The sequence below is a fragment of the Arenibacter troitsensis genome (assembly GCF_900177645.1).
Classification (GTDB): domain Bacteria; phylum Bacteroidota; class Bacteroidia; order Flavobacteriales; family Flavobacteriaceae; genus Arenibacter; species Arenibacter troitsensis.
The window spans coordinates 226,184-242,544 of the sequence record NZ_FXAO01000007.1 but is presented as its reverse complement, the minus strand read 5'-3'; the positions used below and the strand labels follow the sequence as shown (position 1 = coordinate 242,544).

12 protein-coding genes are annotated in these 16,361 nt (G+C 40.6%); 8 read left to right on the top strand and 4 right to left on the bottom strand.

The annotated features are described in order from the left end of the window. Positions 1-80 precede the first annotated feature (80 nt). Positions 81-2,720 (bottom strand): TonB-dependent receptor, encoded by a 2,640-nt coding sequence (locus tag B9Y87_RS16505; RefSeq protein ID WP_085500073.1) that lies wholly within the window; start codon positions 2,718-2,720, stop codon positions 81-83. 178 nt (positions 2,721-2,898) lie between these two features. On the opposite strand from B9Y87_RS16505, the gene aspS reads away from it, so the two are divergent. The 4 genes from aspS to B9Y87_RS16485 all read left to right on the top strand — a co-directional run bounded on the left by aspS (position 2,899) and on the right by B9Y87_RS16485 (position 7,045). Continuing rightward, positions 2,899-4,647, top strand: a complete 1,749-nt coding sequence (aspS, locus tag B9Y87_RS16500) for an aspartate--tRNA ligase (protein ID WP_085500072.1) — start codon at positions 2,899-2,901, stop codon at positions 4,645-4,647. Between the two features lie 53 nt (positions 4,648-4,700). After that, positions 4,701-6,494 (top strand): chloride channel protein, encoded by a 1,794-nt coding sequence (locus tag B9Y87_RS16495; protein WP_085500071.1) that lies wholly within the window; start codon positions 4,701-4,703, stop codon positions 6,492-6,494. Positions 6,495-6,508: 14 nt separating this feature from the next. After that, positions 6,509-6,760, top strand: a complete 252-nt coding sequence (locus B9Y87_RS16490) for a hypothetical protein (protein ID WP_072859951.1) — start codon at positions 6,509-6,511, stop codon at positions 6,758-6,760. Between the two features lie 90 nt (positions 6,761-6,850). Next, on the top strand, positions 6,851-7,045 hold the full coding sequence (locus tag B9Y87_RS16485) for a cold-shock protein (protein ID WP_031441862.1): 195 nt from the start codon (positions 6,851-6,853) through the stop codon (positions 7,043-7,045). Positions 7,046-7,123: 78 nt separating this feature from the next. On the opposite strand, the gene B9Y87_RS16480 is transcribed toward B9Y87_RS16485, so the two are convergent. Then, complete coding sequence (locus B9Y87_RS16480; protein WP_085500070.1) at positions 7,124-7,543, bottom strand: hypothetical protein; 420 nt, start codon at positions 7,541-7,543, stop codon at positions 7,124-7,126. Positions 7,544-7,626: 83 nt separating this feature from the next. Next, a complete protein-coding gene (locus B9Y87_RS16475) occupies positions 7,627-8,076 on the bottom strand; it encodes a nucleoside deaminase (RefSeq protein WP_085500172.1) in 450 nt (149 codons plus the stop codon). 152 nt (positions 8,077-8,228) lie between these two features. Between B9Y87_RS16475 and B9Y87_RS16470 the strand changes: the two genes are divergently transcribed. Both B9Y87_RS16470 and B9Y87_RS16465 read left to right on the top strand, forming a co-directional pair. Beyond that, positions 8,229-10,007: a 1-deoxy-D-xylulose-5-phosphate synthase gene (locus tag B9Y87_RS16470; protein ID WP_085500069.1), complete on the top strand. Its 1,779-nt coding sequence runs from the start codon at positions 8,229-8,231 to the stop codon at positions 10,005-10,007. A gap of 1 nt (position 10,008) precedes the next feature. Next, positions 10,009-11,136, top strand: coding sequence for a DUF3078 domain-containing protein (locus tag B9Y87_RS16465; protein ID WP_085500068.1), 1,128 nt, complete (start codon positions 10,009-10,011; stop codon positions 11,134-11,136). Here B9Y87_RS16465 and dgt read toward each other — a convergent pair. Beyond that, positions 11,133-12,476 carry a dGTP triphosphohydrolase gene (gene dgt, locus B9Y87_RS16460; RefSeq protein WP_085500067.1) on the bottom strand — a complete coding sequence of 448 codons (1,344 nt, stop codon included), beginning with the start codon at positions 12,474-12,476 and terminating at the stop codon, positions 11,133-11,135. The genes B9Y87_RS16465 and dgt overlap by 4 nt on opposite strands. A gap of 331 nt (positions 12,477-12,807) precedes the next feature. Between dgt and B9Y87_RS16455 the strand changes: the two genes are divergently transcribed. Together B9Y87_RS16455 and B9Y87_RS16450 are read left to right on the top strand one after the other, a co-directional pair. Beyond that, positions 12,808-14,013, top strand: a complete 1,206-nt coding sequence (locus B9Y87_RS16455) for a porin (protein ID WP_085500066.1) — start codon at positions 12,808-12,810, stop codon at positions 14,011-14,013. Between the two features lie 73 nt (positions 14,014-14,086). After that, positions 14,087-16,357 (top strand): inorganic phosphate transporter, encoded by a 2,271-nt coding sequence (locus tag B9Y87_RS16450; RefSeq protein ID WP_085500065.1) that lies wholly within the window; start codon positions 14,087-14,089, stop codon positions 16,355-16,357. The last annotated feature ends 4 nt before the right edge of the window (positions 16,358-16,361 follow it).

Genomic DNA, 16,361 nt, shown 5'->3' with positions numbered 1-16,361 from the left:
TAAAACAAAGAAACTCCCTTAAATAGGGAGTTTCTGTTTTAATCGATAAAATGGTTCTATTGTCGCTATTAATTCAAATCTTAAAATTTAAAAGAAAGTCCGGCATTTATAATAGTTCCCGCAAAACCAAATTGATTCACTTCCCAAGGATACTTAAATCTTCCTCCAAGATCTGTAACCACATCGCCTTTGGGATCCAATTCATCCGGATAGACATTCAATAGGTTATTTACTGCTATAGTCGCAGATACTTTCTGTGAAAATTCATAACCCAATATTAGGTCGGTAATAACCTTTCCTGCAAAGACCTGATCCTTTAAGGGATCTGTACCATGATCCCACTTTACCTCCCCAAAGTAGGTATTGTTTAAAATAAAATTCCATTTTTCAATATTGTAGTCAAGCCCAATAAGAATTTTGGATTTTGGCCTAACCGTTGTGATTCTGGCCTGTTCCTTTCTGTTAAAAATCTCATAACCATTGGCTGCCAATAAACTAGGTGTTTTAATTTGCCCTTCAATCTCTGTCTTATTGAAATTGGCAGCTATTGTGGCACCCAAACTTCCAGCACCTATAGCTATATTTTTATAATTGGCCACTATGTCAACACCTGTTGTGTTGGTGTTTACAGCATTTACAAAGAATTTTAAACTAGTTATGTCATTGTCCAATAATATTTCCTCAACAGGATTGTTGTTCGCAGTATCACCATCGAATCCAATCTCATTGGTAAACAATACCCGATCATCAATTTTAACATTGTAAAAATCCACGGCAAAAGATAAATTGGTAAGCGGACTGAATGTAAAACCAGCCGTGATATTTTTTGAAGTTTCAGCAGTTAGCTGTGGTACTCCCAAACCATCCCTGATTATTGGATCAACGTTGTTAAATGTCCCCTGATTGGAAATAGTCCCACCGGAAACCAATGTTTGTATATTGCTCAAATAAATTTGATGTAATGCCGGTGCTCTAAAACCTGTGCTATAAGAGGCCCTAATGGCTCCTTTACGCTCTCCCAATAAATAGCGCCCGTTAACCTTCCAGGAAGTATTATCACCAAAATCGCTAAAGTCCTCGTATCTCAGTGCCCCTCCCAAAAGTAATTTTTCGGTAGGCTCCCATTCCAAATCTCCATAGAGACCATAGTTATCCCTGGTAGCTTCTACCGCATTACTTGGTTGCAATCCAGGAAAGGATACAGCCCCTTGCCCCGCAAAGGAGGCTGACTCACCTGCCAAAGCAGTAAAACGTTCCCCCCTAATCTCGGCACCAAAGGCAATATTGACGGTCCCCAAATTTTTGGAAAAATCCAAATTTCCCAAGGTATTGCTAAAAGAATAGGCCCCAACGTCAAAAGATGTAGGACTATTGGCTCCCAAAACAATGTTTAGCGTGTTTCTTACGTCGTAATTAACAGCATTTCTACCATAAGTACCGCTCAAATCAACATCGAAGGTGAACAATTTCCATTTTACTCCTACCGTTGCATTATTGTCCCTTATATCTGTTTCAAAAGTTGGCTGAAATCCTTGATAAGTGGTTCCTGGATCATGCAATAAGTTATATGGATCGGAAACCCAATATGGTGGTCTGTATAATGCAAAGCTTTTTCCCTTTCTATAGGTAAGCCCTCCAAAAGTATAGATCTCCCCATTGCCATTTTTAAAAGGAATACCTGCATTAAAAAATACATCCATTTTTTCTAGTTCGGGTTGACCTATGGTCATTCCCAAATCCGGGTTTTCAGCCAGCCAGGATCCCCAGTCGGGATCATTTGCAGGTACCCCAAACAAACCATCTTCTCCAGGTGTTCCAGCTCTATTGGTCTTTTCTTGATTATAATAGCCCACTGTCAAGTTGAGATACCCTCCATCTTCACCAAGTTTTATAGCACTATTCACATCTGCAGCAAAATTAAAGCCATCCCCTTCAGTGGTGATTCCGGAACTAACACCCACAGTAGTATATTCAACATTCCTTTTCAATACCATATTAATGACTCCAGCAATGGCATCTGAACCATATTGGGCAGAAGCCCCGTCTCTTAAAACCTCTATCCTTTCTATTGCCGCAGAGGGAACACTTTTCAAATCCACTCCGACTTCCCCTTTACCAGGAGTATCATTGATATATACCAAAGCACTCAAATTTTTACGCTTTCCATTTACCAACACCAAAGTTCTACTTGGACCCAACCCCCGTAAATCAGCAGGATCGAAGTGTGCTGTACCATCTGAGATTGCCTGGGTGGTAGAGTTAAATGATGGAACTTTATAAGTCAACATCTTGTCAACTGTAGGTTGACCGGTGCTTTTTAATTCGGCAACTCCTATATTATCAATAGGCACAGGTGATCCTAGAACTGTTCTTGGCTTGGAACGGTTCCCCAACAAGACAACTTCCTCCAATCCTGTTGCCGATTCATCCATGGCAACGTTCAAAGTTGTTGGTCCGGTTACCTGCATTTCCTTTGAGGCATACCCCAAGGAGGAAAACACTAGAATGGATGGAAAATTATCAACCGAAAGTTCATAATTACCATCAAAATCCGTAGTAGTACCCGTAGTGGTTCCCTTAATAACCACATTCACCCCAGGAAGCGGATCCCCAAGACCCGAGTCGGTCACCTTTCCCTTAACAACATCCTGAGCCAACAACATCAAAGGTGCCATTAAGAAAAATAAGAACATGTTCTTCTTAAATAATTTCTGTTTCATAGTAATGAGTTTCGTTAGATTTATATACTAAAATAAGTAAGTTTTGTTAATATTCTCTAAAATAATTTATAATATGATAAATTTTTATAGTAAAATTTAATAATTTCTCAATTGACTATATTTTTTTCAGCTTACCCTATTACTTCTTACATTTGCCTTTTCTTAGATGATATTAAAAATGTATAGAAGTCATAATTGCGGTGAATTGCGGGAAACCCATCAACAGTCACAAGTAACCTTGTCAGGATGGGTACAAACAGTAAGGGATAAGGGTTTTGTTGTATGGGCCGATCTTCGGGACCGATATGGTATTACCCAGCTCATTTTTGATGAGGAACGCTCTTCAAAAGAGATTATGGAGATCGCAAAATCTTTGGGCCGCGAATTTGTAATACAGGTTAAAGGAACCGTGATTGAAAGGGCTTCCAAAAATCCAAACATACCTACCGGCAATGTGGAAGTGCTGGTCTCTGAGATCAAAATCCTCAACAAATCCCTGGTACCTCCTTTCACCATTGAAGACCAGACCGATGGTGGTGAGGATATCCGGATGAAATTCCGATATCTGGACATTCGCAGAAATCCCGTAAAAAACAACCTTATTTTTCGTCATAAAGTAGCCATTGAGGTTAGAAAATACCTCTCCGACCAAGGTTTTATTGAAGTTGAAACGCCTTATTTGATAAAGTCTACCCCGGAAGGCGCCCGAGATTTTGTGGTTCCAAGCAGAATGAACGAAGGCCAGTTCTATGCCTTGCCACAATCGCCCCAGACCTTTAAGCAATTACTAATGGTGGGCGGAATGGACAAATACTTCCAGATCGTTAAATGCTTTAGGGACGAAGACCTTAGGGCGGACAGGCAACCGGAATTTACACAAATCGACTGTGAAATGGCCTTTGTGGAACAAGAGGACATTCTAAACATCTTTGAAGGCCTTACCAGACATTTGTTAAAAGAAATTAAAGGGGTCTCTATTGACAAGTTCCCAAGAATGACTTACGATGAGGCCATGAAAAAATATGGCAACGACAAACCGGATATCCGATTTGGGATGGAATTCGGTGAACTTAACGCCATTGCACAGCATAAGGACTTTGGAATATTCAATGAGGCCGAATTGGTAGTAGGTATTGCCATACCCGGTGGAGCGGCCTATACTAGAAAAGAAATTGACGCGCTTGTAGATTGGGTACGTAGGCCACAAATAGGGGCTAAAGGCATGGTCTATGCCAAATATAATGAAGATGGTTCCTTTAAATCTTCGGTAGATAAATTTTATGATCAGGAAGATCTTGCAAAATGGGCAGAAGTCACGGGAGCAAAGGCGGGCGACTTAATCTGCGTGCTTTCCGGAGATGCCAATAAAACGCGCACACAGTTAAGTGCGCTTAGAATGGAAATTGCACAACGTCTAGGATTGCGAAAAAAGAACGAGTTTGCCCCCCTTTGGGTAATAGATTTTCCATTGTTGGAGCTGGACGAGGAAACTGGGCATTACCATGCCATGCACCATCCGTTTACCTCGCCAAAACCTGGACAATTGGAATTGTTGGATACCGATCCGGGAGCAGTAAAGGCCAATGCCTATGACCTAGTATTGAATGGAAATGAAATTGGAGGTGGCTCCATACGTATTCACGATAAGCAGATACAATCCACAATGTTTAGACATCTTGGCTTTAGCCCTGAGGAGGCCAAGGCACAATTTGGATTTTTAATGGACGCCTTTCAATATGGGGCACCTCCACATGGTGGTTTGGCATTTGGCCTGGATAGGTTGGTGGCCATTTTAGGTGGACAGGAAACCATTCGCGATTTTATTGCTTTTCCAAAAAATAACAGTGGCCGCGATGTCATGATCGATGCTCCTGCCCCGATTGACGATTTACAATTGAAGGAACTTCACCTAAAATTGGATTTATAATCATATCTTTAAAATCCTGCTAGTCCAGTACTAGCAGGATTTTTTTCAATGGCATGACAGCACTAAAAAAATCTTGGCTTACCAACTTTTTGGTTTGGCGCGCAAAACATATTTCCCAAAGGCAATTTATTTACCTGCTCAGTATTTTGGTAGGTTTTACCTCGGGGATCGGTGCGGTTATCCTTAAAAATCTAACCCATTTTTTTCAACATTTATTGGAAGGCAATTTGGTAAGGTATTATCACAACGCCTTTTATTTTGTCTTTCCCATCATTGGCCTAACTATTGTTTATCTGATCATTAAATATGTGATCCGCAACAAAGTGAGCCATGGTATCCCATCCACCCTTTTCGCTATTTCAAAAAAAAAGGGAATCATGAGAAAATATCAAATGTTCGGATCCATTCTTACTGCCCCTATTACCGTTGGTTTTGGAGGATCTGTTGGATTGGAGGGCCCTACGGTGGCCACCGGGGCAGCAATAAGTTCCAATATCTCAAGAATGTTCCATGTAAACCAGACCACAAGGAACTTACTTATTGGATGTGCGGCAGCTGGAGCCATGTCCTCCATATTTAAAGCCCCTATTGCAGCCATAATTTTTGCTATTGAGGTATTTAGCCTGGACCTTACTATTGCGTCCATGTTGCCCTTGCTATTGGCATCGCTTTCGGGAATCATTACTTCCTACTTCTTCTTTGGAAATGATATTCTTTTGCCTTTTAAGCTGGAAGATGACTTTATGATGTCAGACATACCCTTTTATATTGTCCTAGGGCTATTTGCGGGCTCAACTTCCATATATTTCACAGAAGTCTATGAGCGGGTCCAAAAGCTATTCGATAAAATAGATTCCCCCATAAAAAGGTTGCTTTATGGAGGTACGGCCATAGGAATATTGGTTTATTTGGTCCCTCCCCTATACGGTGAAGGTTTTGATGTTATTAACAACCTCATCAAAGGCAATCCCGAAAAGGTATTGGAAAACAACATTTTCCAATTGGACCTTACCAATGTTTGGATGGTAATAGGCTTACTTGCCGGATTGGTTTTTTTTAAAATTATAGCCTGTGCCCTTACTTTTGGTGCAGGGGGCGTTGGGGGCATCTTCGCCCCAACACTCTTTATGGGAAGTATAATGGGCAATTGTATCGCCAAGGCAATTAACAATTTAGGAATCTTCCCTAACCAAATTTCTGAAAGCAATTTTACCCTTGTAGGCATGGCCGGCCTCATGGCAGGGGTACTTCACGCCCCGCTTACGGCTATATTCCTTATTGCAGAGGTTACAGGAGGTTATGAATTGTTTATTCCGTTAATGATAACTTCGGCCATCTCCTTTTCCATAACCAAATATGTACACCCACATTCTGTCTATAACATGGAACTGGGAAGAAAGGGCGAATTAATAACACATGATAAGGATCATGCCGTTTTAACCCTGATGGATATTGACAAGGTCATTGAAGACAATTTTGTACCCATATATCCCGAGATGAACTTGGGGGACATTGTACACCAAGCGGTGGTAAAATCCAGTAGAAATATATTTCCGGTGATTGACAAGGAGGACAACACTCTTCTAGGGGTTATTCTGTTGGATGACATTCGCCCCATTATGTTCGATCAGAAATTGTACAAGGAGGTGATGGCTGCCGACATTATGAACACCCCCCCTGAAATTATTGAAATGGACAAGGATAAAATGACAGATATTATGGAGAAATTTCAAAATAGTGGTGCTTGGAACCTGCCCGTCATCAAGGATGAAAAGTATATTGGTTTTATCTCCAAATCCAAGCTCTTGACCGCTTATAGAAGAAAATTAATAACTTTAACCTCCTAAAACCCAGGTTGGGAATGAAATATATTATTTCTTTAATTCTCTTAGCGTCCTTTGCTTCCATCATTTATGGCTTTAGCATTAATGAGGAAGATTTGGCCTTATCCAATAAGTGTATTGGTTTTGGTACTGTCGGAATATTTTTGATAGCCATGCCCCTCTTTCTTATCAAGGTGAGCAAAGGCAAAAAAATGAAGGATTATATGCTCACCGAGGAAAACATCAGAAAAATGCAGGGAAAGGAAATGGACCCCAAAGACAAGCAGTAATTTTGATATTTTTTTAGATTGATTATGGCCATTTTGACCAAAAAAACATAAATTAGTAATCTAAACGATTATTATTTTAATTCAATTGGAATGACTGGAACAGTAAAATTTTTTAATGAATCCAAGGGATATGGCTTCATTACCAACGATGACACGGGTAAGGACATTTTTGTTCATGCTACTGCATTAAACGGAACTGAACTTAACGAAGGAGACAAAGTAGAATACCAGGAAGAAGAAGGGCGCAAGGGTATAGTTGCTGCAAAAGTGCAGGTAATCGGCTAATACTATTTTATTTTGAAAAATTGTAAACCCTTGGCAACCCTAAGGGTTTTGTTTTTAATCAACCTATTGGCTACCTGCCTATTTTATCAATTTCAACAGGAAGCCATCGGCCCCACTCCCCGAGGTAGTGAAGTTTTGATCTATCATGAGTTGTGATTTGGCAACATCTACCCCACCTATCTCCTTGTCATTTAATAACAAATAGTATAGGTCTTTCTCCTTTATAATGGAATAAGTATAGGTTCCCGATGGCAAGCCATTGTAAATTGCGCTGGACGCATCATTGTTGGTAATGGTCAATGACCCATCAGCGGCGTTGAATTTCCAAACAATTTTACCTTTTTCGAAGTCATCGTCAACCCCAGCGAAACCGCCACTAACGTTAATAAGACTCCAAGTTCCATTAACTTTATCGTTTCCCTCAGGAGTTAGGTCTGTGGAACATCGGTTAAAGACCAAAATCACGACCAAAAAGAACATTAATCCGCATATTTTCATATTAACCTAGATTGTTGAACTAAAAAGTAGATACACAACTAGTCAATACGTTGCGTTTTCGGTTGGCCCTAATAGGTGCCTTTCTAATTTAAATTGCGTTTTTGAATAAAAAAGCGCTTTAAAATGGCCGAAGCTTCCTCCTCCAATACCCCATTCACTAGTTCGGTCTTGGGGTGTATTTTGGTCCCCATGGTCACAAAGCCCCTATCTATATCCTTTGCCGCGTATACTATTTTGGAAATTTGGCTCCAGTATAACGCGCCGGCACACATTTGACAGGGTTCCAAGGTAACATATAGGGTACAATTATGAAGGTATTTCCCCCCCAGAAAATTAGCAGCCGAAGTTATGGCCTGCATTTCTGCATGTGCCGTAACATCGTTTAAACGTTCAGTTAAATTATGCGCCCTGGCAATGATCCTATTCTCAACAACGATGACCGCCCCAACGGGCACCTCCCCAATCTCAAAGGCCGCTTCTGCCTCCTGCAAGGCCTTCCTCATAAAATAAGCATCATCGAACGGATTGATCATTTGAATCATTTTAAGGCACAATAGTAAACAATAATGGTGAAGGTTCAAAAAAAATACGAATTGTTTAATATATCAATAAAAACAGTCAATCAAACACTTAAAAACATACCAACCCATGTTTAAATACATTAGTTTTGCGTAACATTTTTAGTATGCCCAAGGGAATTCTTCAACATATTAACGACCCTAAGGATATCCGATCCTTGGAAATAGTCGATTTATTACAACTTGCCCAAGAATTAAGGGAGTTTATCATAGATATTGTTGCAACCAAAGAAGGACATTTAGGGGCTAGCCTGGGCGTGGTTGAGCTCACAATTGCCCTCCACTATGTGTTCAACACCCCAAAAGACAAACTAATATGGGATGTGGGACATCAGGCATACGGCCATAAAATATTAACTGGACGAAGGGAAATATTCAATACCAACAGGCAATTGGGAGGGATAAGCGGATTTCCAAAACGTACGGAAAGCCCCTATGACGACTTTGGGACCGGCCATAGTTCCACCTCCATTTCGGCCATTCTCGGAATGGCTTTGGCGTCCCAAATCAAGGGCTCCAGGAATGTACAGCACATAGCGGTCATTGGCGATGCTTCCATTGCAAGTGGTATGGCCTTTGAAGGTCTTAACCATGCCGGCGACACCAATGCCAATATCCTGATTGTATTAAATGACAATGCCATAGGAATAGACCCTAGTGTAGGGGCTTTGAAAAAATACCTTACCAATGTTAAAAAAGGAACGGCCAAAGATGAGAACATTTTTGAATGTTTAAATTTTAACTATTCCGGCCCCATGGATGGGCATGATCTGGCAGCTCTGGTTAACGAACTAAGGAGACTAAAGGATATTGAAGGACCTAAATTGCTACACATCATAACCACCAAGGGCAAGGGTCTCAAAAAAGCCGAGGAAAATCAAGTTGTTTATCACGCCCCGGGAAAATTTGATAAGCTTACAGGTGACCTTTGGCCCAAAACCTCCGAAATACAGCCTCCAAAATATCAGGATGTATTTGGGCATACCCTTTTGGAATTGGCCAAAAAGAATGAAAAAATAGTGGGCATTACCCCGGCCATGCCTACCGGAAGTTCCCTAAAATACATGATGGAAGAACTCCCTGATAGGGCTTTTGACGTGGGCATTGCGGAGCAACATGCAGTAACCATGGCTGGCGGAATGGCTGCAGAAGGCCTGGTCCCTTTTTGCAACATCTACTCCACTTTTTTACAACGAGCCTATGACCAGATCATACACGATGTAGCACTACAAAATCTTCCCGTTATTTTCTGTTTGGATCGTGCAGGCATAGTTGGACAGGACGGTGCCACCCATCACGGAATATATGATATGGCATACCTAAGGTGTATACCAAATCTTATTATTTTTGCACCCTTGAACGAAATTGAACTCAGGGATATTATGTTCACTGCACAGCTCGGATTAGATAACCCCATTGCCATAAGATATCCTAGAGGAAGGGGCGTAACACTGGATTGGAAGCAAAAGTTTCATAAAATTCCGATAGGAATATCCCAAGAATTGAAAAAAGGAACGAAAATTGCAGTACTTTCCATCGGCCATATTGGGAATATGGTCGCAGATTTACTAAAAAGCATGCACAATACGGACCAGATTGGCCATTACAATATGCGTTTTGTAAAACCTTTGGATACCGACATGCTTCAAAGAATATTTTCGACCTATGAGAACATCATCACCATTGAAGATGGCTGTAAAATAGGGGGATTTGGAAGTGCAATTTTGGAATATGCCAATGAGATGCATAGTTTTGTCCCCATTAAAGTTTTTGGGATTGAAGATGTTTTTATAGAGCAGGGAACCATTGAAGAGCTCCATAAAATAGCTAAAATAGATATATCGACCTTAAAAAATTATATTAACAACCTCTTGAACACTGATTAGCATGTACGGTAAAATTTTCATTTTTGTCCTTCTGTTCCTAAATTTCAATTTTTTATTCGCACAAGATACCATTCCCGCTCCACAACCTCCAGATTCTACCCAAGTAGATTCTATGCGAGTAGATAGCACGCGTATAGATACCATCGTAATACGGACCTTGCAGGACAAAATAAAGTACATTCCCCGAGGTGCGGATTTGACCAATCCGATCGTTTCATTTAAACGCACCAAGCCCCTAGAGGAAAAGTATAGACGTTTTAGAATTCCGTCATTTTGGGAAAAGGAGAATAAACTTGGATTTAACTTTAGTGAGGTAGCCTTTGTAAACTGGAATGCGGGGGGGAACAATTCCATTTCCGGATTGGCCAGCGCCAAGTTTGTCCGAAATTATAAATTTCGATATGTACAACTCAACAACAATTTGGATATACGATACGGTCTAAATGCCCAAGAAGGCTTTAAATTAAGAAAATCCGATGATGCACTTCGGTTTTCCTCCACTTTTGCGTTTCGTAGGGACACCATAAGTAATTGGTATTATTCTGCCAGTGCGGAGTTTAGGACCCAGTTCTCCAATGGTTATAAATACCCTAACAGGGATAAACCCATTTCTAGGTTTATGGCGCCTGGGTATGCCCTTTTGGGTGCTGGTACCTCCTTTATTCCAGAAGGCAAAAAATTTAACCTTCGCTTGGCCCCACTTACCTTCAAATCTACCTTTGTTCTGGACCAAACCCTGGCCAACAGTGGTGCCTTTGGGGTCCAAAAAGCACTTGTGGATACGGATGGCAATATAATTAAGGAGGGAGAAAACGTTTATCTGGAATTTGGTTTTTTGGTGTCCAACACCTGGCAAACCATGGTTTATGAAAATGTCAAATTAAATCACAGATTGCAATTGTACTCGGATTACGTAAATAATTTCGGAAATATAGATGTGGACTGGGAGGTAAATCTGGATTTAAACGTAAACAAATATGTAAAGGCCTCCATTGGCACCCATGTTCTTTATGACCACGATATCATATTCGATGAGGTAAAAGCGGCGGATGGCACCGTTACCAGCCCGGGAAAACGTAAAATTCAATTCAAACAATTACTGGGGGTAGGTTTGGTCTATGATTTTTAAAGCTGTTTTCCCATAATCTTATTATGGATATGAACCGCTGCGCTATCCGATAAGCTGGCTACATAACAGCAGGTACTCAAGAGTATGTCGTATGTAGAACCAGTGCTTGCCCTGTAAGGTTCGGGCAAGGTAGAAATCATTAGTCGGTCATAATTGGAGCTATTCCCTTCCTTATTCCGGATCAATGCGGTGGCATACACATCCAAAATGTCCGAGATAATCCTGTAGCCCGCTATTTCCTTTTCCAATACTTCATGGGACCGGTAGACCTTCTGCACACTTAAGGTAATAATATCTTCTATCTGGGCCTTGAACTTGCTTTTATCCAATAAGGATACCGAAAATTCCCCATTGAGGATAGCTTCCTCATTTTCAATAAAAATTGAAATGGCATCAGAAATCAAGGTATTGATCGCCAATGCCCTTAAATAGCTCAAGCGATCTTCCATATAGACCAAATTATTATACTTTTTTATATTGATACTGTCCTTGACCAACTTTATTAAATATTCCAGGGCATAATCCTCCGATATAAGGCCTAAATTGATTCCATCCTCAAAATCGATAATGGTATAACAAATATCATCCGCCGCCTCTACCAAGAAGGTAAGCGGGTGTCTGCAAAAACCAACGTCTTTGCCCTGTCCCCTCGATTCCAGTCCCAATTCAGCGGCCACTTCTTGAAAAGAGGCCACATCCTGTTGAAAAAATCCAAATTTCTTGTCCGCAATATGTTTTGTCGGCTTTTTGGGCAGGGATTCTTTTGGGTACTTCATAAAGGCACCCAAGGTGGCATAACTAAGTCGCAATCCACCTTCAACACCCTGGCGGGATTCCGTTAATAGTCTATATCCATTGGCATTACCTTCAAAATCTACAATGTCCTGATATTCCTTTTGCGTCAATACCCCTTCAAATTGTTTGCCTTTGCCAGTTTTAAAGTATTCCCCTATGGCCTTCTCGCCACTATGCCCAAAAGGAGGGTTTCCAATATCATGTGCCAAGGCCGCGGCGGCAACAATGGCGCCAATATCGTTGAAATGATAGCCGTGTACTTCTCGTAAATGGGGGTGTTTTTCCAAAATTTTCTTTCCGGCGATCCTTCCCAGACTTCTGCCTACCACCGAAACCTCCAAACTATGGGTAAGACGGGTATGTACAAAATCGGTTTTGGAAAGGGGTATTACCTGAGTCTTGTCCTGTAGGCTTCTAAATGCCGCAGAAAATATCACCCTGTCGTAATCCACTTCAAACCCCAATCGGGTTTCATCCTGTTCCTTTCTTATTCTTTTGTGGGTATCACCAAAACGTTTCAAGGAAAGAAGCTGTTCCCAATGCATAATTTAATTTTAGTGGCCGCAATATACATTTTTAACAATTCAACACATAATAAATCCAGCTTCCACTTTATAAACTTCAAAACCTAGATCCCAATTTTAACGATTAATTAAACTTAAGATTACAATGGATTCAATCCGTATTCCCATCTTAGCAATTGTCTTAAGACGAAGTTGGTTTCATTATAGATATTAGTTTTTGTCGACTAAATAATTGAAATCTAAGGCTACCTCTGGCCAAGGTAGCTTTTTCATTTAAAGTAAAATTGTTTATAGATTAACATTAACTTTACATAGGTGTTGGTATTTTGCACCCGACAAAAACTAATACATTATGAAAATGAAATGCTTAGCCCTTGGGCTTGCATTATGCTCACTTTATATTTCCTATTCTCAAGAACCAAATGCCCCTGAATTTGGCAAGGGCCTTTTTAATTTAATGGGTAGGGACAGTACCTGGAGTGCCAAAATTGCCGCTAGGATGCAAATGTTAAGTAGCACTACTTGGTCAGAAAATCCGAACGATAATTTCACGGACCCCCATTTTAATGCCCTTATTAGAAGGGCCAGACTAAAATTTGACGGGTTTGCCTATTCGCCAAAACTCAAGTACAAGATTGAAATAGGATTGTCCAATAGGGATATTTCTGGGGGATCACAATACACCAGTAACGCTCCAAGATACATCTATGATGCCGTTGTAATGTGGAATTTTTATAAAAATTTTGAACTATGGGCAGGCCAGACCAAACTTCCGGGCAATATAGAACGTGTAATTTCCTCTGGCAATATGCAATTGGTAGATCGCTCTTTATTGAATAGACAATTCAATATAGACCGCGATATGGGCCTACAGATAAGACATCATTTTTTCTTGAACAATAAAATTCTGATAAGGGAAAAAATGTCCATATCACAAGGGGAGGGAAGGAATATCACGACCGGGAATCTAGGAGGACATCAATATACGGGGAGACTGGAACTGCTCCCATTTGGCGAATTCACCAACAATTCCGAATATAGCGGTGGTGATTTAAAAAGGGAAAAATCCCCAAAACTAATGTTGGCTGCCACCTACGACTTTAATCACAGGGCCGTAAAAACAAGAAGTAATCAGGGCGAATATATGGTCACCGATTTTGGTTTTCACCAAACCAACATCAGCACCCTGTTCATAGATGCCATGTTCAAATATAACGGATTTTCCTTTATGGGTGAATATGCCTACAGGGATGCCGAAGATCCCTTTGCCAGAAATATGGATGGCTCCTTAACCGGGGAAGTGGTTCAGGTGGGCCGCGGATTAAATCTGCAAACCGGTTATCTTATGAACCACCATTGGGAGATATCTGGAAGATACACCCATGTGAAACTAAAGAAAAACATTACCGGTGAAAACCCAAAAAAACAATACACATTGGGACTTTCCAAATATATTGTAGGCCACAAATTAAAGGTGCAAACAGATATCAGCTATCTTTCCGTAAATAATGGCCCTGATGAATTAATGTATAGACTACAATTGGACGTACATTTTTAGTTAAAAATATAACCTTAAGATAACGTTACAAACCTAGAGACTTTAGATATTTGCAAACTATTTTTATAAGATAATGGATAATATATATTTATTAATGATCATTGCCCTTGCCTTCTTGGCAATAGCAGATTTAGTTGTTGGGGTTAGCAATGACGCCGTTAACTTTTTAAATTCCGCCATCGGCTCCAAAGCCATTTCGTTCAGGACCATTATGATCGTGGCCAGTTTGGGGATAGCCATAGGAGCCATTTTCTCCAGTGGTATGATGGAGGTGGCCCGTAAGGGGATATTTCATCCAGGTGAGTTTATGTTCAGCGAGATCATGATCATCTTTATGGCCGTCATGATTACGGATATCCTGTTATTGGATTTCTTCAACACGGTGGGAATGCCTACCTCCACTACGGTTTCCATAGTCTTTGAACTTTTGGGCGCCTCGGTAGCCATGTCCTTTATTAAAATTGCCTCAAGTGGGGGTGACTATATTGACATTTACAATTACATAAACACTTCAAAGGCCACTGAAATTATTTTGGGCATATTGCTTTCCGTTGTAATTGCCTTTTCCATAGGTGCCCTAGTGCAATATCTGTCCCGAATTCTACTTTCTTTCGACTTTAGAAAAAAGGCTAAGATAATTGGAGCACTTTTTGGAGGTATTGCCCTGACCGCTATCACCTATTTCATCCTAATCAAAGGTCTAAAAGGCGCCACCTTTGTGAGCGATGATGTCCTGGACTATATAAAAAACAACACCAGTACCATTATCATAGGTAGTCTGGTACTTTGGACCCTGGTATCATATATTATTTCGGTACTATTAAAATACGACGTGTATAAGCTTATTATTGTGGTAGGAACATTTGCATTGGCACTTGCTTTTGCCGGGAACGACCTAGTTAACTTTATTGGGGTGCCCATCGCCGCTTGGCAGTCTTTTGAGGCTTGGCAGGCTTCAGGGATTCCTGCAACCGAATTTAGCATGACCGTTTTGGCCGAAAAGGTTCCTACCCCCACTATTTTGCTGTTCGTGGCAGGTATGGTCATGGTACTTACCCTCTGGTTTTCCAAAAAGGCACGTTATGTAACCCAAACGGAAATTAACCTATCCAGGGAAGGCGAATCCAAGGAACGCTTTCAGCCTAATTTTCTATCAAGGGGAATAGTAAGGTCGGCTATGATGCTGTCTACTGTCACCTCTGCCCTTTTGCCAAAAGCCCTTCAGGAAAAAATAGATTCCAATTTTAAAAAACCCGTTATACCCCTTTCCAAAGATAAGACCTTTGAAATGCCAGCTTTTGATATGGTAAGGGCTTCCGTTAACTTGATGGTAGCCGGGGTACTTATTTCCGTGGCCACCTCATACAAATTGCCATTATCTACCACTTACGTTACATTTATGGTGGCAATGGGATCTTCTTTGGCCGATAGGGCATGGGGCGCAGAAAGTGCCGTTTACCGGGTTGCCGGGGTATTGAATGTCATTGGAGGGTGGTTCTTTACGGCTATTATAGCCTTTGTCTCTGCCGCAGTTATAGTTTCCCTAATCAATATTCATGTTCCATCCATGGTGGCCATTCTATTGTTGATTGCGGTTTTATTGCTGGTTAGGAACTACATTTCGCATAATAAAAAATCTAAGGAAATAAGGGCCGAAGACAGTTTAAGAAAGGCCGAAAGCAGCTCCATCCAAGGTGTGATAGAAGAAAGTGCCGACAACATCTCCAATGTGGCAAAAAGAAGTAACAAGATTTACACACACATCATCGACGGATTGGCCAAACAGGATTTGGAGCTTCTAAAAAAGAACAAAAAACAGGTGGTTAAACTTTCTGCGGAAATAGACGAACTAAGAGATCATATCTTCTATTTTATCAAGAATTTGGATGAGGCCAGTGTTGGCGCCAGTAACCTTTATATCAATATATTGGGGTATTTACAGGATATGGCCCAATCATTGGAATATCTGAACAAGATAAGCCATAAGCACATCCACAATAACCATAAAAAATTGAAATACAACCAGATTAAAGAACTTAAGGAAATTGATCTGGAATTACAAAAATTGTTGAGTGCCACAAAGGCCGCATTTGAAACCCGCTCCTTTGAACGCATTGGTGTAATTTTTGCCAGCAAACAGGAACTGTTGGATATGGTTTCACAAAAAATAGAAAAACAGATCGCTAGGACACGTACCGAAGAGTCAAGTCCAAAAAATACTACGTTGTACTTTACCTTTCTCTTGGAAACAAAAGATTTTATTAATGCTACAATGAATCTTTTGGAGCTCTATTACAATGAGCACGACAGTACGGTGGAACCCGCCAAGTTGGAAATGCAATAGCGCA